The sequence below is a fragment of the Streptomyces celluloflavus genome, from assembly GCA_000720995.1.
Taxonomy (GTDB): Bacteria; Actinomycetota; Actinomycetes; order Streptomycetales; family Streptomycetaceae; genus Streptomyces; species Streptomyces celluloflavus.
Window position 1 is genome coordinate 1 of record JOEL01000080.1, and the last position, 22,938, is coordinate 22,938.

The following is a 22,938-nucleotide window of genomic DNA, read 5'->3' on the forward strand; positions in this document are numbered from 1 at the left end:
GGGGGGTGCCTCTATGTCCTTCGTCAAGCGAGGCGGGGTGCTCGGTGTTCGTAGAAGGTGCCGTCGCGGAGCATCGCGAACAGCACGCTGATGCGGTGCCGGGCGAGCCGGAGAAGAGCCTGGGTGTGGGTCTTCCCTCGGGCTCTGCACTTGTCGTAGTAGGTGCGGGAGGCGGGATCGTGCAGGGCTGCGAACGCGGACAGAAACATCGCCCGTTTGAGCTGCCGGTTGCCTCCCCGTGGTGCGTGTTCGCCGTGGATCGAGGTCCCCGACGACTTTGTGGTCGGGGCGAGTCCGGCGTAGGAGGCGAGGTGGCCGGCGCTGGGGAAGCTGGTGCCGTCGCCGACGGTGACCAGCAGGACTGCCGCGGTCCTGACCGCGACCCCAGGAATCGAGGTCAGGACCGGCGAAAGAGGGTGCTCCTCCAGCAACTCGTTGATCTGCGCTTCCAGGGCCCGGCGTTGGTCGTGGACGGCCCCGAGCGAGCGGGCCAGCGACGGCACGACGATGTCGAGGGTGCCGGTCCCTGGGACGACGACGGTCTGTTCGTCGAGAGCTTCGAAGACCTCGTCGATCAGCCGGTTCGCCATCCGGGGTGCCTTGGGCCGGATCGCTTCCACGAGCCTGCGGTGGCCGGCTTTTCGCAGGGCGGCCGGCGATCCGTAGCGCTCCAGCAGCCAGGTCACGGCGGGGTGGTCGAGGCGGGGCCCGAGGACGCGTTCCAGGCTGGGGTGGAACTGGGTGAGCAGGCCGCGTATCCGGTTGCTGGTGCGGGTGGCCTCAGCGGCGAGGTCCTGGTCGAAGCCGACCAGGACGGTCAGCTCGGCGGTGATCTCGTCGGCCAGCGCCAGCGAGCGCAGGGTGTGGGGCATGGTGCGTGCGGCGTCCGCGATGACGGCTGCGTCCTTCGCGTCAGTCTTCGCCTCGCCGGGATAGAGATCTGCGATCCGTCGCATGGCGAGTCCGGGCAGGTAGGCGACCTTGCAGCCCGCGTCGCGGGCGACCGTGAGGGGGAGGGCGCCGATGGATGCTGGCTGGTCCACGATCAGCAGCACGGTGCCGAACTTCGCGGTGAGCTTGTCGAACACCGCTCTGAGCTTGGGTTCGCTGTTGGGCAAGGGCTTGTCGAAGACCTTCTTCCCGGCCGGGGTGAGTCCGTGGCCGTGGTGGGCGGTCTTGCCGACGTCCAGGGCGAAGAAGACGTCCACGTCGCTGGTGTCGAACATCGTGCTTTCAACTCCTTCGGTGCGACTGGCCTGGGCGTCGGTGTCGTACTCGCGCATCCACGTTATGCAGACCTGCCGCCCGTCAAACTGCCTGGCATTGCGCCAGGGCCAGGCGGTGGTCGGACCTCTGATCAGCGTCTCCGACAACACCTCTCGGGCCCGGTGAACACCACCCCCCAGGTCATCGACTTCGACAGGGGGCAACAGCCATGCCGGGCCCGGAGGCCAGCGGCCCTCTTGCAGGACCGCGAAAAACATAACGGGGAGCACCGAGAGCATCCAGAGAAGCCGGAGCAGAGACCGGAGCAGAAACCGGAGAATCGCCCCGCGAACCACGGATCAGTCGTCGATGCCGGTGCGCTCCACCCCCGCGACGATGTAGCGCTGGAGCAGCAGGAAGACCAGTACCAGCGGGGCGATCGAGACGGCCGCCGCGACGAACAGTTCGTGCAGATTGAGGTTCTGCGCGGTGGTGAACGTGGACAGTGCGACCTGGACCGTCCAGGACTCCTGGTCCTGGCCGATGACCAGCGGCCACAGGAACGCGTTCCAGGCGCCGATGAAGACGATCGTGCCGACCGCGGCGAAGACCGGCCGGGCGTTGGGGACGACGATGCGCCAGTACGTCCGCCAGTAGCCGAGCCCGTCCACCCGGGCCGCGTCCTCCAGTTCCTTGGGGAAGCCGAGGAAGTACTGCCGGAAGATGAAGCAGGCGAAGGCGCTGAACAGGGTCGGAATGACCAGACCGCGCAGCGTGGAGATCCAGCCGAGGGACGAGACCAGGACGAAGCTCGGTACGAAGGTGACCGCCGCCGGGACCATCAGGGTGCCCAGGATCGCGTAGAAGACGATGCCGGAGTGGCGGTAGGGGATCCGGGCCAGACCGTATCCGGCCAGCGAGGCGAGCAGGACCGTGCCGACGGTGGTGGCGACGGCGATCAGCGTGGAGTTGAGCAGCGCTCGTCCCATGGGCAGGTTCGGATCGCGGAAGACCTCGGTCAGATTCGACCACTGGAGGTCATGCGGGAAGAACGTCCAGTCGGGCGCGGTGATGTCCTGCTCCGTCGCCAGCCCGTTGCGTACGAGGAGGTAGAAGGGGATCAGGAAGAGCAGCGCGAGGGCGATCAGGAGGACGATCCGCAGCGCGCGGCCGGCCCTGGTCAGCGCGTCGTGAGCGTCATGCATCGGCGGTCAGTCCTCCTTGCGGCCGAGGCCGAACCAGCGGGCCTGGACGACGGTCGCCACCGCGATGATCAGCGCCAGGATCACCGCGCCCGCACTGCCGAGCCCGAGGTTCTGCTCCCGGCCGAGCGCGGTGTAGTAGAGGTAGACCAACGGCGGTCTGGCGTACGGCGGATAGCCGCGGGCGTCGCTCAGCAGGTTGTAGAACTCGTCGAACGCCTGGAACGCGTTGATGACCAGGAGCAGCACCACCGCGACGGAGGTGGCCCGCAACTGGGGGAAGGTGAGGTGCCGGAAGACCTGCCAGCCGGGCCGGGCGCCGTCCACCGCCGCGGCCTCGTACAGCTGGGGGGAGATCCGCTGGAGTCCGGCCAGGAAGAGGATCATGTAGAAGCCCGCTTGCAGCCACAGCCGGACGGTCACGATCACCAGCCAGTACCAGGGCGGATGCGTCGTCGACAGCCAGGCGGTCTGATCGCCGCCGAACCACCCCAGCACGGTGTTGGCGAGCCCGAACCGCACCCCGTTGAAGATCGACAGCTTCCAGATCAGCGAGGCGACGACATAGGAGCAGGCGGTCGGCAGGAAGAACACCGACCGGAAGAACGCCTGGGCGAACCGCAGCCGGTTGACCATCAGCGCCAGGCCGAGCGAGAGCGCGAAGGTCGCCGGCACGATGAAGACGGTGAACAGCAGGAACGTGCCCAGACTGCCGAGGAACGCGTCATCGCCCAGCATCGACGTGTAGTTGTCCAGCCCGACGAAATCGGTCGGGGTGACGGTGTTGTGCGCGTCGAAGAAGCTGAGATAGACGCTCCAGGCCAGCGGTACGTACGTGAACAGCCCCAGCCCGACCGCGAACGGGCCGACGAAGACCCAGAACCAGAGGTTGCGGCGCTGCGGCCCGAGCATCCGGGCGCCGAACGAGGGCCTGGGAGCCGGCGAGGCCGGCTGGGGGGACGTCTCGGCCCCGGCCCCGGCCCCCTCCGTCGTCCGTACGCTCATGTCTCCACGCTCACTTCTCCCTGCTCACTCATCCACGCTCACTTCTCCCTGCTCACTCATCCACGCTCATTTCTCCCGGCTCATCTCTCCACGCTCATTTCTTCTTGACCCGCTGGAGCTCGGCGTTGACCTGGCGGATCACGCTCTTCAGCTCGGTCTCCGGATGCGCGCCGTCCTTGATGATGCGGCTCAGCGCGTCCTGGTAGGCCGTACGGTCCGCGGTGGTCCACAGCAGCGGCTCGGCATAGCCGTACTCGGTCGCGAACCGGACCGCGTCCGCGGCCGGGCCCGTCCGGAGCTGTTCGGCCTTCTTGGCGAGCGAGATCCGGGCCGGGATGTGGAAGCCGTACGAGAGCGCGAAGTCCTGCTGGTAGTCGGTGCGGTCCACCCACAGCCACTTCGCGTACGCCTTCGCCTCCGCCATGCGCTTACTGCGCGCGCTGACCGCCGCCCCGTACGCGCCCACCGGGACCGAGGGCTTGCCACCGGACCCGTCCTTCGGGAACGGCAGTACGCCGAAGTCGTCGCCGAGCGCCTTCTTGACCTGCGGCAACGCCCACAGCCCGGACCACTGCATCGCGGTCAGCCCCTGGATGAAGGCGGACGGGTCCGACCAGTCGGTGGGGGCGCCCAGCAGCAGCGACCGGTCGGCGTACAGCTGGTGGATCTTGCCGAGCGCACGGGCGGCGGCCGGATCGTCGAACCCGGCCTTGCCGTCGTCGCCGATCAGGCTCAGCCCGGCGGCGAAGAGGGGGGTGCCGCCGAGGACGCCGACGCCGCCGTCGTTCCCCAGGAACAGCCCCTTGACGTTCTTCGTGGTGAGCTTCTTCGCCGCGTCCACCAACTCGTCGAGTGACTGCGGCGGTTCGACACCGGCATCCTTGAGGAGGCTCTTGCGGTAGTAGAGCAGCTGCATGTCGATGGTCTGCGGGATGCCCCAGATCTTGTCCTGCCAGATCTTCGGGGCGAGCACGGCCTGGTTGAAGTCGTCCTTGACGGGCTCGACCTCGGCGGTCAGATCGGTAACCTGGCCGCCCCGGATCTGGTCCAGGAGCGGCCCGTTGACCTCGAAGACGTCGGGCCCGGAATCGGTCAGCAGCGCGGCGGCGGTCTGCCGGTCGTAGTCGCCGGGCCGCCACTGCACGGTGACGGCCGCCTTCTGATAAGCGGCGGCGTACCGCTTGACGGCCTGCTCGGCGCCGGCCTCGCCGTACTGGTGGTACCACTGGCTGATCGCCGGCCCCGAACCACCGCCGCCCCGCCCGGTGTTCGATCCGCAGGCCGCCAGCACCCCGGTGAGCGCGATGCCACCGGAGACGGCGAGCAGCCGCCGCCTGCCGATGCCGTGGTCGGTACCCGTCATGGCCCAACGCCCCCTGTGCTCGTAGCTGAGTGGTGATCGACGATCGCCACGCGGTGCGGCGACCACTGTGCCGCACGAGCGTGAAGAACGCATTGCACCTTTACGAACCGGGCCGGCGTGGCGGATGTTCCTCCCCCGTGGCTACGTCTGGTGTCGCGCGATCCTGTTTGCATCACTTCGAGTTATTTGCAACGAGTTTCTTGGTGTGGTGTGGATGAGGTGGGGATTGGCCAGGAACTCTTCGGCGGTGGTCGTCCAAGTGGGCGGGTTGGCGCCGGAGTTCCAGGTGCCGGTGTAATTGCGGATGGACGTGATCAGGACACTGGCGCCGGGTGGAGGTGGAGGCACGGATACTTCGCCAACTCGCTTGTCAACCAGGGGAAAGGGATGGCGGAAGCCGACGGTGTCATCAGCGCTAGTGCCAATCGCCAATCGCCCGCACTTGCGCGGACGTTTGTTTCTGGGCACCGCCGCGCGAGGCCACAGTCACAGGTACATGCCGATGTGCCCAACTCCCGCGACTCTGCGACCTGTTCCACGGAGAGATCCCTTGCCAGCAGCAACGAGGAACACGAGATCTCGCAATGCCGACGGAATCGCGAACTACTAGAAAGATTCCGAGGTAGGCAAGCCACTCGCGTCGTTCCTCCTGCGGACGACTTCCTGGTGATTCATTCCATTGTGGAGCTCATCGAAGTCAACGAGGCCGGCGAACTCCAGGAATGCTTCCCGGCATCCACGTCGGCGGCTGTGCCACCGGGCGGCGAAGCCCGTTGGCTGCTTGTCGGTCAGACGCCCTGAGTCTCGGGAAAAGAGAGGGCCAGCACGCCAACGCCTTCGACGTGCTGGCCGCCCGCTGTCCCGCAACGGCCGCCGGTGCAGCGGAACTCAAGCTTTCCGCGGAAGGGCGAGAGCCTCGGGCCATTACCACCATGCAGTGTCAGCGTGACGGATGACCAGCTCAATATCTCACCGCTGATCACGCATGAACTCATCAGCTCAAGGGGTCGGTGAGTTTCTGGTAGAAGCACTGAGCGGCCTGGGTCTCGGCGGTGTAGCGGGCGAGGATGCTTTCTTGACCCCGTTCGGTGAAGACGACCTCCCAGTGGTCCGCGCGGTGGCGGAGGGTGTAGAGCTCGGTGGCCGGGGCCTGGGGCTCGTGGACACCCTCGATGCGGTAGAAGTCGTCCGCCACATGGGCCTGGCGCAGACAGGTACGTACGGTCTTGCTGTCCACAGGGCCCTTCAGGGGGTCAGCGACGGGGAGGAGAGTTGAGGGGTTTGGGCGGGGGGAACTTCCTTGAGGTCGCCTGAAGTGATGTGGTTCTGGACGCTGTCATCCTTCGCCAGCACCTTTTGCGTGCCGCCGCCCTCCTGGCCGAACCACTTGGCAATCTTGCCGGTTTGGACGGTGAATGGGTTGACCACCTCGTAGCGATGGTAATTGCATTCGACGTCGTTGGGGTACGTCCGTAGGTTCGACGGAGGGATGGCCCGCTTGGCGTAGTTCGTCTTGAAGGGAGAGAGAAATCTCCCGGAGGACTGGCCAAAACGGTCGAGTTGCGTGCCCTTGGTCAACTTCTCCGGCTGGGGCTTACCGTCGAAACCGTCATTGTCCGGATAGCGCCAGTCCTTGCCGTCAGCCGTACGCCACTCCTTGAGGAACGCGTCACCGCTCGCGGATCCCTTGATGCGATTCCACCCCGAAACGATTTCCTTCAACGGGGACTTGGTGGGCAGCGGATCCGCACCGAGGAGCCAGTTGTTCTCGTACGCCGTCGTGCACTCTTGCTGGAGCTGTGCCGATGGCGAGGACTTCTCCGGTGCGGCCTGAACCGGTGCGGCCAAGGCCGCGCTGGAAGCGAGCGCGGTGCACAGAGCCAACGCCATACGGGTAGTGGATTTCATACCATCCTCCTGGTAGCTGGTACGAACCCGGCCCGCAGATGAATGGGCCGGTCAGCATCCGGAACGTAACAGCGGAGTGCGGCGCGGTGAAGACGGGCATTGCACCGAATGAGCCATATCCGGCGGATACTTGAGTCAGTCGGATGGCTTGCCGGAAGGGGAAATTGTCAGTGACCGCTGCCGTAGAGAACGACTGGATCACGCCGTACCGTTTGGTGCATTGGGTATTTCTGGGCGCGAAGAGATCGGGCGCGCGCGGGTCGGGAACTGGACATTGAGCTCCCTAGCGTCTCGTGATTCCATCGGCGTTACTTGAACTCGGTTGGGTCATTCTCTCGGTACGGAGCTCTCTGTGGAGCAAGGCGCCAAATCAAGGGAGTTGGTGGACAGTCGGGACGTGCCCGCGAATATGGTCATGCGGGCCCGCATCGTCCGGTGGTCAGGCGAGGGGCATCGACGCAAGGAGATTTCCGGGCTGCTCGGGGGTGTCGCTGCCGACCGTGGACCGCTGGAAGACCTCATATGCCGAGCACAGGCCGGCTGGTCTGGAAGGTGCCCGTCCCGGTGCTGTCCGGGGGCAGGTTCCGGCGTGGGTTCGCTCGGGTGATTGCTCTGACGCACATGACGCGGCCGGCTGTCGCCAGTCTTTCGCACTGGTCCATGGGCGAGTTGGTGAAGTATCTGAAGCGGTCCGAACGCGTTGGCTACGTCGCGCGGGTCTGGCGTGAGGAGAATCTCAAGCCGCACCGCAAGGGCACGAGGCCGGACCGTTCACCTGGACTGCATCTGCTGAAGAGATCCTGACGAAGGTCCGTCTTGCCCAGATGCAAACGGGATGACGAGACAGTGACGCGGGCGACTCCGTTCGAACTGTCCATCTGTGATGGCGCGGTGGAAGGCGGTCCAGGCGGTCGGGGTGAGCGTGAGCGCGGGACCGCCGAGGTCCTTGGAGTCGCGGACGGCGACGGTCCCGGGGATGTTGGTGGCTACTTCGACGCACTCGTTCTCGTGGTCGCTATAGCTGGACTTGTGGAATCTGAACTCCGGCATGGGTGCGCGGTCCTTCGTTGAGGCTACGGAGGACTCGCTGTCATGGCGTTGCTTCGAGTCCGTCCTGGGAGACAGCGAGCTGGAAGGCGGTCCAGGCGGCCGAGGTGAGCTGGAGTATCGGGCCGTCGGGGTCTTTGGAGTCGCGGATGGCGACGGTGTGGGGGAGGTTGGTGGCGACCTCGACGCATTCGTCCTCGTGATCGCTGTAGCTGGACTTCCGGTAGATGAAATCGACCATGACTTAAAGTCCCTTGCTCAGGCTGCTGATGAACGCTCGGGAATCGCTCTCGCTGAGGGCTTGCTGTGCGATTCCCTCGAACAGTTCATCATGGTCGGCCACCCCCTCTCCGCCTTCCAACCACAACGGATGACGGGGGACCTGCATGTAGACCAGGTCCATCGCTCCGGGTTCGGCGAATGAGATGAGGCTGAAGCCGCAGCCCATGCCCAGTTGGGCTCCTGCGCTAAAAGGGAGCACCCGAACGCTGACGTTCGGCTGCTGGCTTACGGAAACAAGGTGCTCAAGCTGTTGGCGCATCACCTCCGTGCCACCGACGAGGTTCCTCAGCACGGCCTCGTAGACGAGGGCGTTGAGCTGGAGCGGCGGGTCGTCAACCAGGCGTCGTTGACGGGCCAACCTCGCTTGTACGAAATGGTCATCCGGGTTGAGTGCGCGAACGTAGCCGGAGGTTTGCAGCAACCCTGGGATGAAAGCGACCTGCCAGGTCTTGATGGCTCTGGCGGCGCTCTCCAGGATGGCGTACTCCTTCATCGGAGGGGAAAACGGTGCGTCGTTCCACCACCCCTTGGCCTTGCGGCGCTCGCGGTCGATCCGCGCCAGCTCCAGCAGACCGCCGACGACCGCAGGGTCGTCCACGTTGTACAGGTCGCACAAGGCCCGGATGTCCGGATCACGTATGGGAACCCAGCCACCCTCCATCTTTGCGATCTTGCCGGTGGAGGCGCTGAGCGTCTTGGCGGCCTGAGTCTGTGTCAAGCCTGCTGTCGTGCGGAGTCGCGTGAGCTCTCCGCCCAACCTGCGCCCCAAGACGGTTGAGGTGCTGTTGCCCTGTGTTGGCTGACTTGCTGTCACGTGATCAGTCTGAAGGCGAGCGGACCACGTCTGCAAGCACGTGCGGATGAATTCAACCAAAGAGAATTGAAATGATCACCGCGGCGTCGCTACCGTCCGTAGGGAACTGATCGCGCAGCGACTCCAGTTGGCATGCTGATGCGCGCTGCTCAAATCCGGAGGTGGCCGACGGTGATCGCCCCACAGGAACCGGCGGAGAAGACGGAAAAGGTCCTTCACGAGGACGTGCTCGACTACATCTCGCGCCCCGAGAGCGTCTCGCTCGCCCGCAACCGTGCCGCCCGCCTCGTCGGCGAATGGGGAGAGGTGCAACTTACGGAAACGACACGCTTGTTGGTGTCCGAGCTGGCCACGAACGCCGTCCAGCACGGCGCCGTACGCGGCCGATTTCTTCGGGTTCGAATCACCCTCACGGAGTCCGTACTGCGGATCGCCGTAACCGACGCGCGTGGTGAGCGCCTGCCCTGCGAGGGCGTGCCCGCGTCGGACGACACGCACGGGCGCGGCCTGCTGCTGGTGCGTACGCTCTCGGCCCGTTGGGGTGTGGGCGTGCTCGCCGTCGGTAAGACGGTGTGGTGCGAGCTGGATGTGACGGAGGGTGGCGCCATCCCGTCCTGAGCCACCGGACCTTGGGTACGTGGGTACATGGGTGCGAGGGCGGAAGTGGCCGGGGGCGTACGGGAAGCGGAGCCCCTGTGGCCCGGTGACCGGCGTCGGACCACCGTACGGGCCCGCTCCCCCCGGGGCTCGATTGCCGAATGCGAATGCGAATGCGAATGCCGAATACCGATTGCCGGATACCGAATGCCGCATGCCGTACGCCCGGGTCTCGGGCGTACGGCACGCGTGTCAGGGGGCCGGGGCCACCGCCGGGCTATCGCCCGCAGCGGCCGAAGGCTTCGGGGCTTTCTGGATTACCGGGGATCCCTGAGTTTCCGGGATCGGCGAGGGCGCCCCGGCCGCCGCCCACCGGGCTGCTGATGCGTCCGGCGCCCGTACCTCTGTTACCGGTGCTACTGGCACTGGCGCCACTGGTACCACCGGACCCGCCGGACCCACTGGCCCCAATGGGCCCACCGGCCGATTCCAACCGGAAGCGGAGCCGGCAGATGACGGCATCGGTGTCGCGGCGGACCGCACGGGCGACAACCGCGCCGCGCTGGTTCTGGAGCAGCCGCTGCCACAGGTGGGCCGGTTCGGCCTCCGGGATCAGGACGGTGACGCGGGTGGCGGGATGGCGGCCCGCCAGGTAGCTCACGTAGGCGGCCACGGGGCGGCCCACTGAGCGGGTGGTGGAGGGGAGTTCGAGCAGTTCGACGCCGGGGTTCCACAGTTCCCAGTCGCGGCGCAGCGCCTCGGCGGCCTGGCGGTCCTCGGGTGCGTCGTAGGTGACGGTGACGGCCACCACCTCGTCGCCCAGTGAGACCGCCGCGTTGAGGGCCTCGCAGGTCAGACGGGAGAGGTTCGAGACGGGGACGATGACGAGGGAGCGGGCGCGGCGCGGCGCTTCGGGGATGCGGCCCAGGCCCAGGCTCTCGCCTATCCGGCCGTACGCGCGGTGCACGGCCTCGAAGGCGAGGACCAGGACCGGCGCGATGACGATCAGCCAGGCGCCCTCGGTGAACTTGGTGGCGGTGACCACGACGGCCGAGACACCGGTGAGCAGGGCGCCGAAGCCGTTCAGCGCGATCTTGCCGCGCCAGCCGGCGGAGCGCGCGCCGAGCCAGTGCCGCACCATGCCCACCTGGCAGATGGTGAAGCCGACGAAGACGCCGATCGCGAAGAGCGGGACGAGGGTGTTGACGTCACCGCCGGAGAAGACCAGCAGCGCGGCGGCGATGGCGGCCAGCGCCAGTACGCCGTGCCGGTGGACCTGGCGCTCCGCCTTCAGCCCGAAGACGTGCGGCAGGTAGTTGTCCCGGGCGAGCAGCCCCATCAGGACCGGTAGCCCGCCGAACGAGGTGTTGGCGGCCAGCGCCAGCAGCACCATCGTCGCGAACTGGACCACGTAGAAGGCCCAGTTGTGGCCGAGCGCGCCGTCCGCGAGCTGGGCGAGGACGGTGACGCCCTCGACCGGCTGGAGGTGGAAGCGGCCGATGAGGACCGACAGGCCGATCAGCATCACACCGAGCAGCGCGCCGAGCGCGATCTCGGTGCGCTGGGCGCGCTTGACGGCCGGGGCCCGGAAGGACGGCACCGCGTTGGCCACCGCCTCGACACCGGTCAGCGCCGAACAGCCGGACGCGAACGCCTTGAGGAGCAGCAGGGCGCCGACGGCGGTGGCGTTGTGGGAGACGACGGAGGCGTGGCCGTCGGCGGTGAGGGTGGAGACGGGCGCGTCCCGGAAGAGGCCGACGACGATCATCGTCAGGATTGAGCCGACGAAGACGGCGGTGGGCAGCAGGAACGCCTTCGCCGAGTCGACGATGCCGCGCAGGTTGATGCCGGTGACCAGGACGAGCACCGCCAGGCAGATCCAGAGGCGGTCGCCGTAGAGGGCGGGGAAGGCGGAGGTCAGGGCGGCCACGCCGGCCGTGACGGAGACCGCGACATTGAGGACGTAGTCGAGGACGAGGGAGGCCGCGGCGACCAGTGCGGTGCGCCGGCCGAGATGGGTCTTGGCCACCGCGTACGAGCCGCCGCCGTTGGGGAACGCGGCGATCACCTGACGGTACGAGGCGACCAGGACGGCGAGCAGCGCGGCGATGGCGAGCGTCACGGGGAGGGTGAAGCCGAGGCCATGGGCGCCCGCGGCGGCCAGCACCAGGACGATCGACTCGGGTCCGTACGCGACCGAGGCCATGGCGTCGAGCGAGAGGGCGGCGAGGCCCTGGACGGCGGTGAGGCGGTGCCGGGCGTCGGCCTCCGGGGCACTGTCGTCGCCGGTGCCGTCACCGCCGCTGTCGGCGGTGTCGTGGTGGGGGGCGGAGGGCCGTCCGGACAGGGCTTCGGTGGCGGTATTGGGGGGTTCCTCGGGCCGGCTTGCGGGCTGGGACACCATCGACATCTTTCGTCGTACCTCCGTGCGGCACCGTGCGTGGAAAGGCCCGCCCGGGGCGCCCGGCGCCCACGACGGCGGACGGCCGGGCCCGGTGACGGGGTGCGCCCAGCGTGGGGGGTACGGGATGGCCCGGCCGTGACCTTGGCGGGGCCTTGGCGGGTAACCGGGGGTTCTTCACGGGTTCTTGACGAGGACGGCCGTGTCCTCCGGTGTGTGCGACGGCGCGTCAGGAGTGCATCAGGGGCGCGTCAAGGTTCCCGCACGCCGTATCAGTGCCGTATCAACGCATCGGCCGCCCCGGGAACACCGCCCTAGCTTCGTCTCCATGGGACGACGACGAGACCTGGGCCCCGAGTTCACCACGGATGGCGGGGGAGACGAGGGGGACGGGGGCGACGGGAGCGGCAACGGTAGCCGGGAGAGACGGGCGGGGGATGTACGCGGTGCGGATGCGGCGGGTGCTGCGAGCGCCGCGAACGCTGCGGGTGCGACGGGGATGACAGGTACGCCGGGTGTGACGGGTACATCGGGTGTGTCGGGTGTGACGAGTACGCCGAGTGCGATGAGCGCGACCGGAGCGACGGGCGCTGTGGGCGCGACGGATACGACGGGAGGGGCCGGGCATGCGGGAATGGACACCTGGTCGGCGATTCCACCACCGGTGCCCGGTGGCGCGGCTCATGACCGGACCTGGGCACCGGAACTCCGGGCCGCGGTCCGGTGCACAGCCGGACTCTTCGCCCTCATGCTGCTGGTCGACCTCGCCAACCGGACTCTCGAACCGGGCCGCATCGCATGCTGGACGGCCGTCGCGCTGGTGCTCTTCGCGATCCTCTACCCGCCACGGGTGACGGCCGGCGAAAACTGGCTGGCCTCCCGCGGCCTGCTGCGCACCCGCCGGGTCCGTACCGATCTGCTCGTCCTCGTCCGCCGCAGCGACGGAATGGCGCCCCGTCTGGTACTCCGCGATGCCCTGGGCGGCCGCGTCGAACTGGACCCCAAGGTCTTCACCGCGAACCCGCTGCTCTGGCACCACCTCGACCAGGGCGTACGCCGCTCCCGCGCCCGCGGCCTGCTCCGCTGCGGCGCGGCCCCGCTCCAGGAGCTGGCGGAACGGATCGACCACGACGGCGCGCGGGCGGTGTTCGACGCGTCGGGGCTGTAGTCCGCCGTGCGAGGGCGGCGGGCGGCCGGTGCGGCGTGGACCGGGTTCTGTCGGATCGCGGTGCTGTCAGAACGTGTTGTCGTCAAACCGCGGTGCCGTCAAACCGCGGTGCTGTCAGATCGCGGTCCCGGGATCGTGATGCTGACACGTTGTGGTGCTGATACCTCGCGGCGTTGTCAGATCGTGGTGCTGTCAGATCGTGGCGGGCCGGGTGAAGTCGTAGCGGACATCGGTGAGTTGTTCCGAGGCGACCCACAGCCGTTCCGAGGTCGTGTCCTTCTTCGTCCACGGCGCGCGGAAGGACCGGGCCGGGGCGCCACGCAGTCCGTTGCGCGGGCCGATGAACGAGTCCGGCTTCATGTGCGGGGCGGTCGCCGCGCAGAGGGTGCCCAGCGCGCCGCCTTCCGGGGACTGGGCGATGACGCGGTTGGCCAGCCCGACGATGCGTTCGGCGGACCGGCGGCCCTCCATCCGCACACCGGCGGTCTGCAAGTTAGTGGCGGCGTAACCGGGGTGCGCGGCGGCCGCGATGACCTGGGAACCGACCGCCGCCAGTCGCCGGGAAAGCTCGTGGATGAACAGCAGGTTGGCGCTCTTCGACCGGCCGTATGCGATCCAGCGGCGATAGGAGTGCTCACTGTTGAGGTCGCCGAGGTCGACGTCCGCGAGGGCGTGGAGCGTGCTGGAAACGCTGACGACGCGGGCCCCGGGGGTGGCGAGGAGCTTGGGGAGCAGCAGTCCCGTCAGCGCGAAATGGCCGAGATGGTTGGTGCCGAACTGCATCTCGAAACCGTCGGCGGTCGTGCGGTACGGCAGTGCCATCACGCCCGCGTTGTTGATCAGCAGATCGAGCCGGCTGCCGTCGAAGTCGTCGAGGGCGGCGGCGAAGTCCCGTACGGAGGACAGATCGGCCAGATCGAGGCGCCGGAACTCGGCCTCGGCGGTGGGAACCTCGGTCCGCAGCCGCTCCAGGGCGGCGACTCCGCGCGCCTCGTTGCGGCAGGCCAGCAGCACGCGGGCGCCACGGCGCGCCAGTTCGCGCGCGGTGACATAGCCGATGCCGCTGTTGGCGCCCGTGACGACCACCGAACGGCCCGTCTGGTCGGGGATGTGGCTGGTGTTCCACCGGGTCACGCGTGCGCTCCTCCGTAGGGGAGTCCAGGGTACGCCTCAGGGGAGGCCCGATCCGGTTCGGTTCCGGAGATCGCTGTCGGTCCGCAGGGCCTTTCGTCCGGCCTTCCGGCCGTTGTTCCGCCGGGCCCTTCGGTGGGCCTTTGATGGTCCTTCGACGGTCCTTCGGCGGTCCTTCGGTGGGTCTCCGGACTGACCTTCGGACTGACCTCCGGTGGGTTCTTCGCCTCGCCTTCTGGTACGCCGCCGGCTGGTGGCGTTACGGCGGTGGGTTCTTCGGCTATGGGGTCTTCTTCGACTATGGGGCCTTCGGTTGTTCGGATGCTCGGCTTTCGGCTGGTGGGGTGTCGGCTGCCGGATCTTCGGCGAGCTGTTTGATGACCGAGAGGCGCGTGTCCCAGTCGGCGGCGAGCCGGTCCATCCAGCGGGCGGTGATCCCGAGCCGCTCCGGTATGACCCGGTATCGCGCCTCGCGGCCCGCCCGATGGCCGGCGACGAGTCCGGCCTGATCGAGAACCCCTAGGTGTTTGACGATCGCCTGGCGGCTGACCGGCAGCTCCGTGGCCAGGACCGTGGCGGTCGCCTCACCGTGCGCGGCGAGGGCGTCGAGTATCCGGCGGCGGGTCGGATCCGCCAGCGCGGACAGCACCTCCGCCACCGGGTCCCGGCCCTCGCCCCGGCCTTCGTCCCGGACCCGACCCTGACTCCGGTCCTGGTCCTGGCTCTCGTTCCGGCCCTGGCCCTGGCCCTGGTTCCGCTTCGGGGGCGACGTCATGCCGCGAGCCGCTCCGCGTACCGCCGGATGTTGTCGACCTGGGCGGACCAGCCCTCGGAGTGGCTCTCGTACGAGGCTCCCGCGGCCGTCTCCGCCGGAATGTCGAGATCGGCGAACCCGGTCTCCGTCACCCGCAGCCGGGTCCCCTCGCCCTCCGGGGTGAGGGTGAACTCCACGAGGGTGGAGTTGCCCTCGATCGCCACCTCACCGGGGAACCCGCTCGCCCAGCGGTAGGAGAAGCGGTGCGGCGGCTCGACCGTCACGATCGTCGTCGGGAACTGGCGCCCCGCGCCGTGGTCGAGATGCATGATGCCGCCCGGACGCAGGTCGACCGGGGTCGGCTCGCCCTGCCCGAACCACGAGCCGACATGTTCCGGCTCCGTGAGCACCGCCCATACCCGCTCCACGGGCGCCGCGATGCTGATCTCGCGCTCGATGCGGTTCTTGTCCTGGCCGCCCTCCGGAACTGTGCTGCCGCCGGTGGCGGTGTTGTCGTTGGTGCTCATGGGGTGAACCTCCCGCCGTGCGTCGTTGTGATTTATGCGGTCGTGCTACTCGATGGTTGCACGTTGGGGTGGGTCGTGCAACCTGTGGGTTGCGTGTGTGGTGTCCGTGTGACTGCTGCCGACTACCGACTGTGTGCATGTACGGGATATGTGTGTCCCGCCCGTCCGCCCGTCAGCCCGTCCTCACGTGGCCCCCGGTATCTCGTCGCCTCGTCGTCCCGACATCGGCAGTCGGCGGGAGTCGGCCTGAACGGCTCCAACGCCCCTGGTGTCTTGCGCTGTTCAGATGGCGTGGACCGGGCCGCATACGGGTCGCGGGGCGGCCCTAAAACGAGTGGCACAAGGTCATGCGCTCCGCATAGCTTCTGCGCTCGTGACTGATGATCCGACGCGTTCATCCAGCAGTTCGCCCGCGATATCCACGGAGCCGACCGCGGTGGTCTCCGACGGGCGGGCAGCGACGGCCGACCGTCCGGCGGAGTCGTCCGGACCTGCCGAGGCATTGTTCTCCGGGACGTATGCGGCCGCCTCCTCCAGTTTCGCCGCGGTGATGTTTCTGACCGGGCTCGCCGCGCTGGCCGTGGTCCCCACCTTGCCGACGGCCGCCCGGGATCTGGACGGGGTGGCGCTCTTCCCGCTGGTGGCGGGGTGCTTCGTGGCCGCGAGTCTGCTGGGCGGGGTACTGGGGGGTCACTGGGCGGACCGTTCCGGGGCGCACCGACCGCTGGCGGCGGGCATGGTGCTGGCGGTCGCCACCCTGCTGGTCTCGGCCGCCAGCACCTCGATCTGGCAACTGGCGGCCGGGCGCTTCCTGGACGGACTGGCGGGCGGAATGGTCGCGGTGTCGATCAACGCCGCCATCGGCCAGGCATACCCCGACCGGCTGCGGGCACGTGCTCTGGCGCTGATGAGTGCCTGCTGGATCGTCCCGTCACTGGTCGGCCCTCCGCTGGCGGGGCTGGTGGCCGGCTGGTGGTCCTGGCGCGCGGTGTTCTTCGGTCTGGCCGTTCTCACCCTGGTGCCGGCGCTCGTGGTGGTGGCCCTGCTGCGCGGCCGTTCCTGGCCGCCCGCGCCCGCATCCGCGCCGTCGGCGGACCGGCCGCGGAGCCCCGCGCTGATGGTCGCGACCGCGGTGAGCGCGGGTGCGGCGTTGGGGCAGTACGGCGTCTCGGGCTGGGACATGCGCCATCTGCTGTTCGTGGCGGGTGGGCTCGTTCTGCTGGTGGTGTTCGCGCCACGGCTGCTGCCACCGGGCACCTGGCGGGCCGGGCGCGGGCTGCCGGCCACGGTGCTGCTGCGCGGCCTGGGTTCAGGGGTGTTCTTCACGCTGGAGGCATTCGTGCCCCTGCTGCTCGTCACCGACCGGGGCGCGCCTCCTGTGCTGATCGGCCTGGCCTTCACGGGTGCAGCCGTGGCCTGGGCCGCCGCCTCCTGGGCGCAGAGCCGCCTGCTGGAAGACTGCCCCCGCCACCATCTGGTCGTGGCCGGTGCGCTGGTGCTGGCGGCGGCGGTCGTGATCGCCGTCGCCGGGACCCTTTCCGCGATGCCTGCGTTCGTCGCGGCGTCGGCCATGGTCGTCGCGGCCATCGGCATGGGCATGTTGGCCCCTTCCCTCACCGTGCTGTCGCTCTCCCACAGTCCGGCCGATCGCCAGGGCTATGCCAGCGGCGCGATGCAGACGGCCCAGAACTTGGGCCAGATAACGGTTTTGGGCCTCTCCTCCGCTCTGCTCAACGCCTGCCTGGGCGCAGGCTCGACCGACTCCGTCGGTTACGCCGCAGCCTTCGGGCTACTCCTCGCGCCGTGCCTTCTCGCCACCCTCCTCGCCGCCCGCACCCGCATCACATGAGGGGACCACGTCCCCGTAGGCATGCCGCCGTCCACTGATACGCCGGACGTCTACGCAGCCCCGGCCCCCGCCCCCGTCTTCGGGTCCGTTCCCGTCAGTCGTCGGGCCGCCAGCTCCGCGTACACCGCGGCTCCGTCCGCCAGCACCGCATCGTCGAACTCGGCCAGTGGTGAATGGTTGTTGGGGCTGCGCTCGGGGTCGGCACCGGCGGGCGGGGCCCCGAGGGTGAGCATCGCGCCGGGGATCTCGTCCAGTACGCGGGAGAAGTCCTCCGAGCCGGGCAGCGGCTGCGGCAGCGCCCCGTAGCGTTCCTCGCCGAGCGCGTCGCGTACGACATCGGCCGCGAAGGCCGCCTCGGCATGGTCGTTGACGGTCACCGGGTACAGCTCGGCGAAGTCCGCGTCCACGCTCACCCCGAACGCCGTCGCGATACCGCGGCAGACCTCCACCGTGCCGTCCTTGACCAGCGCCTGTGCCTGCGGCGAGAAGCTGCGTACCGATGCCTCGAAGACCGCGGTCTCGGGAATGATGTTCTGCTGGGTGCCGGCGTGGAAGGTGCCCACTGTGAGGACCACCGGGTCGAAGATGTCGAAGGTGCGGGTGATCCACGCCTGGAGGGCGCCGACCATCGCGCAGGCGGCTTGCACCGGGTCCTTGGCGCGATGTGGCATCGAACCGTGTCCGCCCTCGCCGCGTACGGTCACCCGCAGTATGTTCGCGGCGGCCAGCACCGGCCCGCCACGGGTGCCGAAGACGCCGCTGGGCAGCCCCGCGGACATCACATGGATCGCGTACGCCGCGTCCGGCCGCCGACCTGTCGCGTTCAGCAGCCCTTCGGCCAGCATGTGCCGCGCGCCGTCGAAGCCTTCCTCACCGGGCTGGAACATGAAGAGCACATCGCCCGCGAGCCGTTCGCGGTGCGCGGCGAGCAGTCTGGCGGCGCCGGTGAGCATCGTGGTGTGCAGATCGTGGCCGCAGGCGTGCATCCGGTCGGTGTCGGCCGCGAAGTCCAGACCGGTCCGCTCGGCGACCGGCAGCGCGTCCATATCGCCGCGCAGCAGCACGGTCGGACCCGGCTGCCCACCGCGCAGTACCGCCGTCACCGAGCTGATTCCCTCGCCGGTCCGCACTTCGAGCGGCAGACCGTCCAACTCTGCCAGCACCGCGTCCTGCGTACGGGGCAGTTCCAGCCCGACCTCGGGAATGCGGTGCAGTGAGCGGCGCAGCCGTACGAGGTCGTCGGACATGGCGCGGGCGTCGTCACGCAGGTTCAGTGGGTTCATCTCGTGCTCCTTGTCTGGTGCTCCTTGGTGGGAGGGGCGGGTGGGGAGGGAGAAGCGAGGCGTTGGGGGAGGGCCGGGTGATCGGGTGGTGGGGCGAGTGGCTGTCGGAGGGGTTGGGGGAGGGGCTGAGGGAAGGATGCCCAGGCTTCGGGCCGTCTGCGCCTGATCCAGCCCTGACTTGACCCGGGCATGTGAGGCAGGGAGCTCTCAGGGCTCGGCTCGGTGCCTGAGGGGAGGAGGGGAACGAGGGGGAGAAGGCGAGTGAAGGGACGAGAGGGACGGTGGTCTGGGGGCTGTGCGACCGGCGAGGCGGGTTGCCCGGAAGTCCCGCCGTCACTCACCGGCCTGCGGTACAGGGGCGGTGCTCCGGGGCAGCCCGGCGGTCCGTCCGCGCAGCAGGAGGTTCTGCGTCCCCAGACCGATCGCCAGGTACGCGTACAGCGATGCGGTGCCCAGCAGCCCGGCCCCGGCGGCGTGGTCGATCCACAGGCTCAGCCCGATGTGCACCCCCACCGAAACCAGCCAGAGCCCGGTGGTGGCGGCCGTCCCCTTGCGCAGCACCTCGCCCTGGGGACCGCGCCACATCCGTACGGTCCGCGCCCTGGCCACGCCGAAGCCCGCAGCGACGGCCAGGCTCACCACCAGGAGGATCACGGGCAGGGTGGTCAGCGCGTGGTACTTGAGGACCGAGGCGATGCCGAACGAGATCCCCAAGGCGCCGAGGACGCCGAGGAGGGCCGGGACGATCAGCGAGCCGATGCGCCGCACCGGGCGGGTACGCAGCTGCTGTCGTGCGACCAGACCGACGGCTACGACGGCTATGACGAGGGCAGTCTCGCCCCCGTTGTTCGCGCTGTACATGAGCCAACTCCCCGTTGTGGCGCCGCTTGTGCGCGGAGCCGTACCGCCCATTGTGGGCGAACGCCTACGGGGGCCACGTACCGGATGCCGGTCCGTACGGCCCCTCCGCCGACAGCGCTATCCCCGCGATCCCGGTCGCATGTCGGTTCCCGGCCGGCGTGCGGGCGAACCCGTACGGGAGGGGCAGCAGGACGGGGCTGGAGCAACACGACGGGAAACGGAACGGCGCGCCGGGGCGCTCGGCTCGTTGTGCCGTCAGCCGTCAGCCGTCAGCCGTCAGCCGTCAGCCGTCAGCCGTCAGCCGTCAGCCGTCAGCCGTCAGCCGTCAGCCGTCAGCCGTCAGCCGTGCTCTGCCTGGCGGCCCTCGCGGCGGGCTGGATCGACGCCGTCGTGGGCGGTGGCGGACTGCTGCTGCTTCCCGCGCTGCTGGTCGGACTCCCGCACACGCCCGCCGCGTTCATCCTCGGTACCAATAAATCGACCGCCATCGTCGGTACCACCGCGGCCGCCGTCACCTATGTCCGCAAGGCTCCGATCGATGTACGGAACGGGCTGCGCATCGGTCTGGCCGCGCTCGGCGGATCGCTGGCCGGGGCGTTCTTCGCGGCCGGGATCAACAGTGAGGTGCTGCGCCCGCTGATCATGGCCGTACTGCTCGCGGTGCTCGCCTTCATCCTCTTCCGCCCCTCCTTCGGGACCGCGCCCGCCCTCTCGGGCCCGGTCACCCGGCAGCGGGTACTGGCGGCGATCCTCATCGCGGGCCTGGGCCTCGGCTTCTACGACGGTCTGATCGGGCCGGGGACCGGAGCCTTCCTCGTTATCGCGCTCACCGCCATCCTGCACATGGACCTGGTCACCTCCTCCGCCACCGCCAAAGTCGTCAATGCCTGCACGAACGCCGGTGCGCTGGTGATGTTCGGGATTCAGGGCACGGTGCTCTGGCAACTCGGCGCACTGCTGGCCGTGTTCAACCTTCTGGGCAGCCTGGTGGGAGCCCGGATGGCACTCAAGCGCGGCGCCGGGTTCGTACGGGGCGTGCTGGTGGTCGTGGTCGTCGCGCTGCTGTGCAAGCTGGCCTTCGATCAGTGGATCGCGGCCTGAGCCCGGCCTGGCCCCGGTCCGGTCCCCGGCCTGGCCCCGGTCCGGCCTCCGTCCGGCCTACCGGTCCGGTTCTGGCACCGCCCTGGCCAGCCCCCTTCTCGCGCTACCCCGCTACTCCGCTACCCCGCGCTTCCCCGTCAACCCGTCACCCCCGTTGCTCCCGATTCCCCCGGCTCCCCCGACTCGCCCGACTCCCCGGGTGTCTCCGTCACCCCCTCGAAGCGGCAGCGATACATCCGCGCCAGGTCCCTCATCGCGGGTATCAGCGCCGCGACCCGGACGGTCAGCCGGTAGGCCGCCGGCAACTGCTCCCACCCCGGTATCTCCACGGCGCTGATGTTCTCGACGATCTCCAGCCCGGGACTCAGCCGCGCCACCCCCGCCGTGCCCGTGCCCCAGTGCAGTGTCGCTCCGGTCCTCGCGATGATGCGGTTGTGCCGCTGTGTCCGGATGGCGAGGCGACCGAGCGCGTCGAAGACCAGCTCTCCGCTGGGTACGTGGGCCATCAGCCGCCGTAGCAGCGCCGTACCGTCCTCCTCGGTCAGATACATCAGCAGCCCCTCGGCCACGATGATCGTCGGCCGGTCCGACGGCAGCCGCGCCGTCCACGCGGGGTCGGTGACGGACGACGGGATGGTGGTGTACCCCGCGCGCTCCGGATACAGCTCCCGGCGCAGCGCTATGACCTCCGGGTAGTCGACGTCGTACCACCGCACCCCCGGGCCCGGGTCCAGGCGGTAGACGCGGGAGTCGAGACCGCAGCCCAGATGCACCACCGTGGCGTTTTCGTGCGCGGCGAGGAAGCGCGCCGTCCAGACGTCCAACTGCCGTGCGCGCAGGGCGACCGCGGCCGACTCGCCGGCGCCCAGCCGGATCTTCCCGAAGTCGTAGTCGAGCCGGCGGACGGCGTCGACGGCCATGGGGTCGCCGAGTATCGGGTTCTTGGAGCGGCTGTCCACCGCCCGGCCGTAGAGCGTGGCGAGGAGAGTCTCCTTCTCCTCGGTCAGGTGCACCTTCAGTCGCATCTTCGGATTCGAACTGGCCATATACCGAGAGTACGGAACATTCAGAAAAATGTGAAGAGTTTGCTGGGCTGGGCCGTGCGAGTGGCGGACGGGAGTGGGTGGGAGGTACGCGCTCAGCCGCGGGTGGCTGTGATGATCCCTGAGTCCTGCGCCCGGTCCGGCACCTTCGTGACTGCCGTCAGCAGTACCGCCGAGTCTTCGACGGCGTGCAGTGCGTGCCGCTCGTGCGGGATCGCGGTGATCTGGCCGGCGAACAACTCGTGGTTGCCGCTGGGTGCGGTCAGCCGGACCCGCCCGTACAGGACCTGGAGGCTCGCGGCCGGGGGCGCGTTGTGCTCGTCCAGTGCGGAGCCCGTGGTGAGCGCGATCACGGTCTGCCGCAGTGGACCGTCGTGCAGGAAGAGGTGCGCGCTGCGCCCGTGTGCGGAGGCCCTGGCGTCGTCGATCTGCTGACGGGCGAGGGTGTTCAGGTTGTCCATGTACGGGCCTTTCGGGTGCGGACCGGCGGCGGGGACCCTTTTCCATCCTTGCCGGTGCCCTGGTGGGCGCAACCGGGGCGTGCGGCGCCGAACAGGGGCGTTCGACGGCGGTCGGCGCGTCCGGGTGCATGCCCGTACGGGTCGGCCTCGTCGCGGTCGGGGTGATCGCCGCCGTCCGTACGATGCGAGCGATCCCCGCGGCGCGGGCGAGCCGTGCGCCGTCCCGCTTCCGCTCCCGTTCTCGCTTCCGTTCCCATGCCCGTTCGCGACCCTGGCTCCGCCCACGCCCACGCCTATGCCAGCGCCCCCGCTCCTGCCCGGCTCCTCTTCATGTCCCTGCCGGCTCCTGGCTGTCGGCTCAACCCCAGCCGCCGTCCCGCCCTTTCCCGTACGTCTCCCTCCGCGAAGGGTGCACAACCGTGGCCGACCCCACCACCCAGAATGACCCGTCGGACCCGTCGGACCCGTCGGACCCGTCGGTGACCTCGGTCTTCCGCCGGGAGAACGCTGTCGAGGCCATCCGGGAGTGGCGGCAGGTGCCGTGCACAGCGGCGGCCGCGCCGTACGCGGCGCTGGAGGCGTACCTCCCCGCGGCGCACGATGACGGGACTCGCGAGATCACCGCCACCCCGATCAGCCGCGGCGATGCCGGACACCTGTCCTGGATCGCCGAGGGGATGGGCTGACGTGCGGTGGCGAAGGGGCGAGGCGGCCGCGGTGGCGCTCGGTCTGGCGCTGTGCCTCGCGGCCGCATCCGTGAGCCGCGCCGCCGATGCGGCCACCATCCGCCCCCACCGAACCCGCGCCGCCCCCCTCTCCACCTACGCCCCCACACCCACACCCACACCCGCCGCCGACCCCGAAACCGACCCCGGCCACCATCCTGACCCCGGCCCCAACTCCCACCCCCCCCCCCACCCCGACCCCCCTTGGAC

The 22,938-nt window shown here is 69.1% G+C and carries 22 protein-coding genes; 5 read left to right on the forward strand and 17 right to left on the reverse strand.

The annotated features are described in order from the left end of the window. Positions 1–23 precede the first annotated feature (23 nt). The 9 genes from IH09_RS34750 to IH09_RS34790 all read right to left on the reverse strand — a co-directional run bounded on the left by IH09_RS34750 (position 24) and on the right by IH09_RS34790 (position 8,827). Positions 24–1,226, reverse strand: coding sequence for an IS110 family RNA-guided transposase (locus tag IH09_RS34750; protein WP_052861744.1), 1,203 nt, complete (start codon positions 1,224–1,226; stop codon positions 24–26). 339 nt (positions 1,227–1,565) lie between these two features. After that, positions 1,566–2,411 carry a carbohydrate ABC transporter permease gene (locus IH09_RS34755; protein ID WP_052861745.1) on the reverse strand — a complete coding sequence of 282 codons (846 nt, stop codon included), beginning with the start codon at positions 2,409–2,411 and terminating at the stop codon, positions 1,566–1,568. A 6-nt stretch (positions 2,412–2,417) separates the two neighbouring features. Further along, the gene (locus IH09_RS34760) at positions 2,418–3,413 is read right to left on the reverse strand and encodes a carbohydrate ABC transporter permease (RefSeq protein WP_404827313.1); all 996 of its coding nucleotides are present in this window, start codon (positions 3,411–3,413) and stop codon (positions 2,418–2,420) included. Between the two features lie 94 nt (positions 3,414–3,507). Further along, on the reverse strand, positions 3,508–4,776 hold the full coding sequence (locus IH09_RS34765) for an ABC transporter substrate-binding protein (protein ID WP_172451182.1): 1,269 nt from the start codon (positions 4,774–4,776) through the stop codon (positions 3,508–3,510). A 994-nt stretch (positions 4,777–5,770) separates the two neighbouring features. Then, complete coding sequence (locus IH09_RS34770) at positions 5,771–6,013, reverse strand: hypothetical protein (RefSeq protein ID WP_052861746.1); 243 nt, start codon at positions 6,011–6,013, stop codon at positions 5,771–5,773. 8 nt (positions 6,014–6,021) lie between these two features. After that, positions 6,022–6,684: a TNT domain-containing protein gene (locus tag IH09_RS34775; protein WP_094795072.1), complete on the reverse strand. Its 663-nt coding sequence runs from the start codon at positions 6,682–6,684 to the stop codon at positions 6,022–6,024. A gap of 771 nt (positions 6,685–7,455) precedes the next feature. Beyond that, entirely contained in the window at positions 7,456–7,734 is a 279-nt protein-coding gene (locus IH09_RS40770; protein WP_052861748.1) for a DUF397 domain-containing protein, read from the reverse strand. Between the two features lie 40 nt (positions 7,735–7,774). Then, positions 7,775–7,972 (reverse strand): DUF397 domain-containing protein, encoded by a 198-nt coding sequence (locus IH09_RS34785; protein ID WP_052861749.1) that lies wholly within the window; start codon positions 7,970–7,972, stop codon positions 7,775–7,777. Positions 7,973–7,975: 3 nt separating this feature from the next. Next, positions 7,976–8,827: a Scr1 family TA system antitoxin-like transcriptional regulator gene (locus IH09_RS34790; RefSeq protein ID WP_052861759.1), complete on the reverse strand. Its 852-nt coding sequence runs from the start codon at positions 8,825–8,827 to the stop codon at positions 7,976–7,978. A 171-nt stretch (positions 8,828–8,998) separates the two neighbouring features. On the opposite strand from IH09_RS34790, the gene IH09_RS34795 reads away from it, so the two are divergent. After that, entirely contained in the window at positions 8,999–9,445 is a 447-nt protein-coding gene (locus IH09_RS34795) for an ATP-binding protein (RefSeq protein WP_318279650.1), read from the forward strand. Positions 9,446–9,701: 256 nt separating this feature from the next. On the opposite strand, the gene IH09_RS34800 is transcribed toward IH09_RS34795, so the two are convergent. Beyond that, a complete protein-coding gene (locus IH09_RS34800; protein WP_240150718.1) occupies positions 9,702–11,834 on the reverse strand; it encodes an APC family permease in 2,133 nt (710 codons plus the stop codon). 556 nt (positions 11,835–12,390) lie between these two features. On the opposite strand from IH09_RS34800, the gene IH09_RS34805 reads away from it, so the two are divergent. Further along, positions 12,391–12,993: a hypothetical protein gene (locus IH09_RS34805; protein WP_240150719.1), complete on the forward strand. Its 603-nt coding sequence runs from the start codon at positions 12,391–12,393 to the stop codon at positions 12,991–12,993. Positions 12,994–13,185: 192 nt separating this feature from the next. Here IH09_RS34805 and IH09_RS34810 read toward each other — a convergent pair whose 3' ends face one another. The 3 genes from IH09_RS34810 to IH09_RS34820 form a co-directional block, all read right to left on the reverse strand. Next, positions 13,186–14,127 (reverse strand): oxidoreductase, encoded by a 942-nt coding sequence (locus tag IH09_RS34810; RefSeq protein ID WP_052861751.1) that lies wholly within the window; start codon positions 14,125–14,127, stop codon positions 13,186–13,188. A 295-nt stretch (positions 14,128–14,422) separates the two neighbouring features. Continuing rightward, on the reverse strand, positions 14,423–14,782 hold the full coding sequence (locus IH09_RS34815) for an ArsR/SmtB family transcription factor (RefSeq protein WP_052861761.1): 360 nt from the start codon (positions 14,780–14,782) through the stop codon (positions 14,423–14,425). A gap of 113 nt (positions 14,783–14,895) precedes the next feature. Further along, complete coding sequence (locus tag IH09_RS34820; protein WP_094795075.1) at positions 14,896–15,405, reverse strand: SRPBCC family protein; 510 nt, start codon at positions 15,403–15,405, stop codon at positions 14,896–14,898. Between the two features lie 550 nt (positions 15,406–15,955). Between IH09_RS34820 and IH09_RS34825 the strand changes: the two genes are divergently transcribed. After that, positions 15,956–17,254: an MFS transporter gene (locus IH09_RS34825; RefSeq protein ID WP_110952796.1), complete on the forward strand. Its 1,299-nt coding sequence runs from the start codon at positions 15,956–15,958 to the stop codon at positions 17,252–17,254. A 50-nt stretch (positions 17,255–17,304) separates the two neighbouring features. On the opposite strand, the gene IH09_RS34830 is transcribed toward IH09_RS34825, so the two are convergent. After that, positions 17,305–18,528 (reverse strand): M20 metallopeptidase family protein, encoded by a 1,224-nt coding sequence (locus tag IH09_RS34830; RefSeq protein WP_172451317.1) that lies wholly within the window; start codon positions 18,526–18,528, stop codon positions 17,305–17,307. A gap of 342 nt (positions 18,529–18,870) precedes the next feature. Further along, on the reverse strand, positions 18,871–19,398 hold the full coding sequence (locus tag IH09_RS34835) for a hypothetical protein (RefSeq protein WP_052861753.1): 528 nt from the start codon (positions 19,396–19,398) through the stop codon (positions 18,871–18,873). Positions 19,399–19,743: 345 nt separating this feature from the next. Between IH09_RS34835 and IH09_RS34840 the strand changes: the two genes are divergently transcribed. Beyond that, positions 19,744–20,499 (forward strand): TSUP family transporter, encoded by a 756-nt coding sequence (locus tag IH09_RS34840; protein ID WP_052861754.1) that lies wholly within the window; start codon positions 19,744–19,746, stop codon positions 20,497–20,499. A gap of 137 nt (positions 20,500–20,636) precedes the next feature. On the opposite strand, the gene IH09_RS34845 is transcribed toward IH09_RS34840, so the two are convergent. Further along, the gene (locus IH09_RS34845; protein WP_110952793.1) at positions 20,637–21,545 is read right to left on the reverse strand and encodes a class I SAM-dependent methyltransferase; all 909 of its coding nucleotides are present in this window, start codon (positions 21,543–21,545) and stop codon (positions 20,637–20,639) included. A 92-nt stretch (positions 21,546–21,637) separates the two neighbouring features. Next, a complete protein-coding gene (locus IH09_RS34850; RefSeq protein WP_052861755.1) occupies positions 21,638–22,003 on the reverse strand; it encodes a cupin domain-containing protein in 366 nt (121 codons plus the stop codon). A gap of 419 nt (positions 22,004–22,422) precedes the next feature. Between IH09_RS34850 and cutA the strand changes: the two genes are divergently transcribed. Next, on the forward strand, positions 22,423–22,689 hold the full coding sequence (gene cutA / locus IH09_RS40445) for a divalent cation tolerance protein CutA (RefSeq protein ID WP_052861756.1): 267 nt from the start codon (positions 22,423–22,425) through the stop codon (positions 22,687–22,689). The last annotated feature ends 249 nt before the right edge of the window (positions 22,690–22,938 follow it).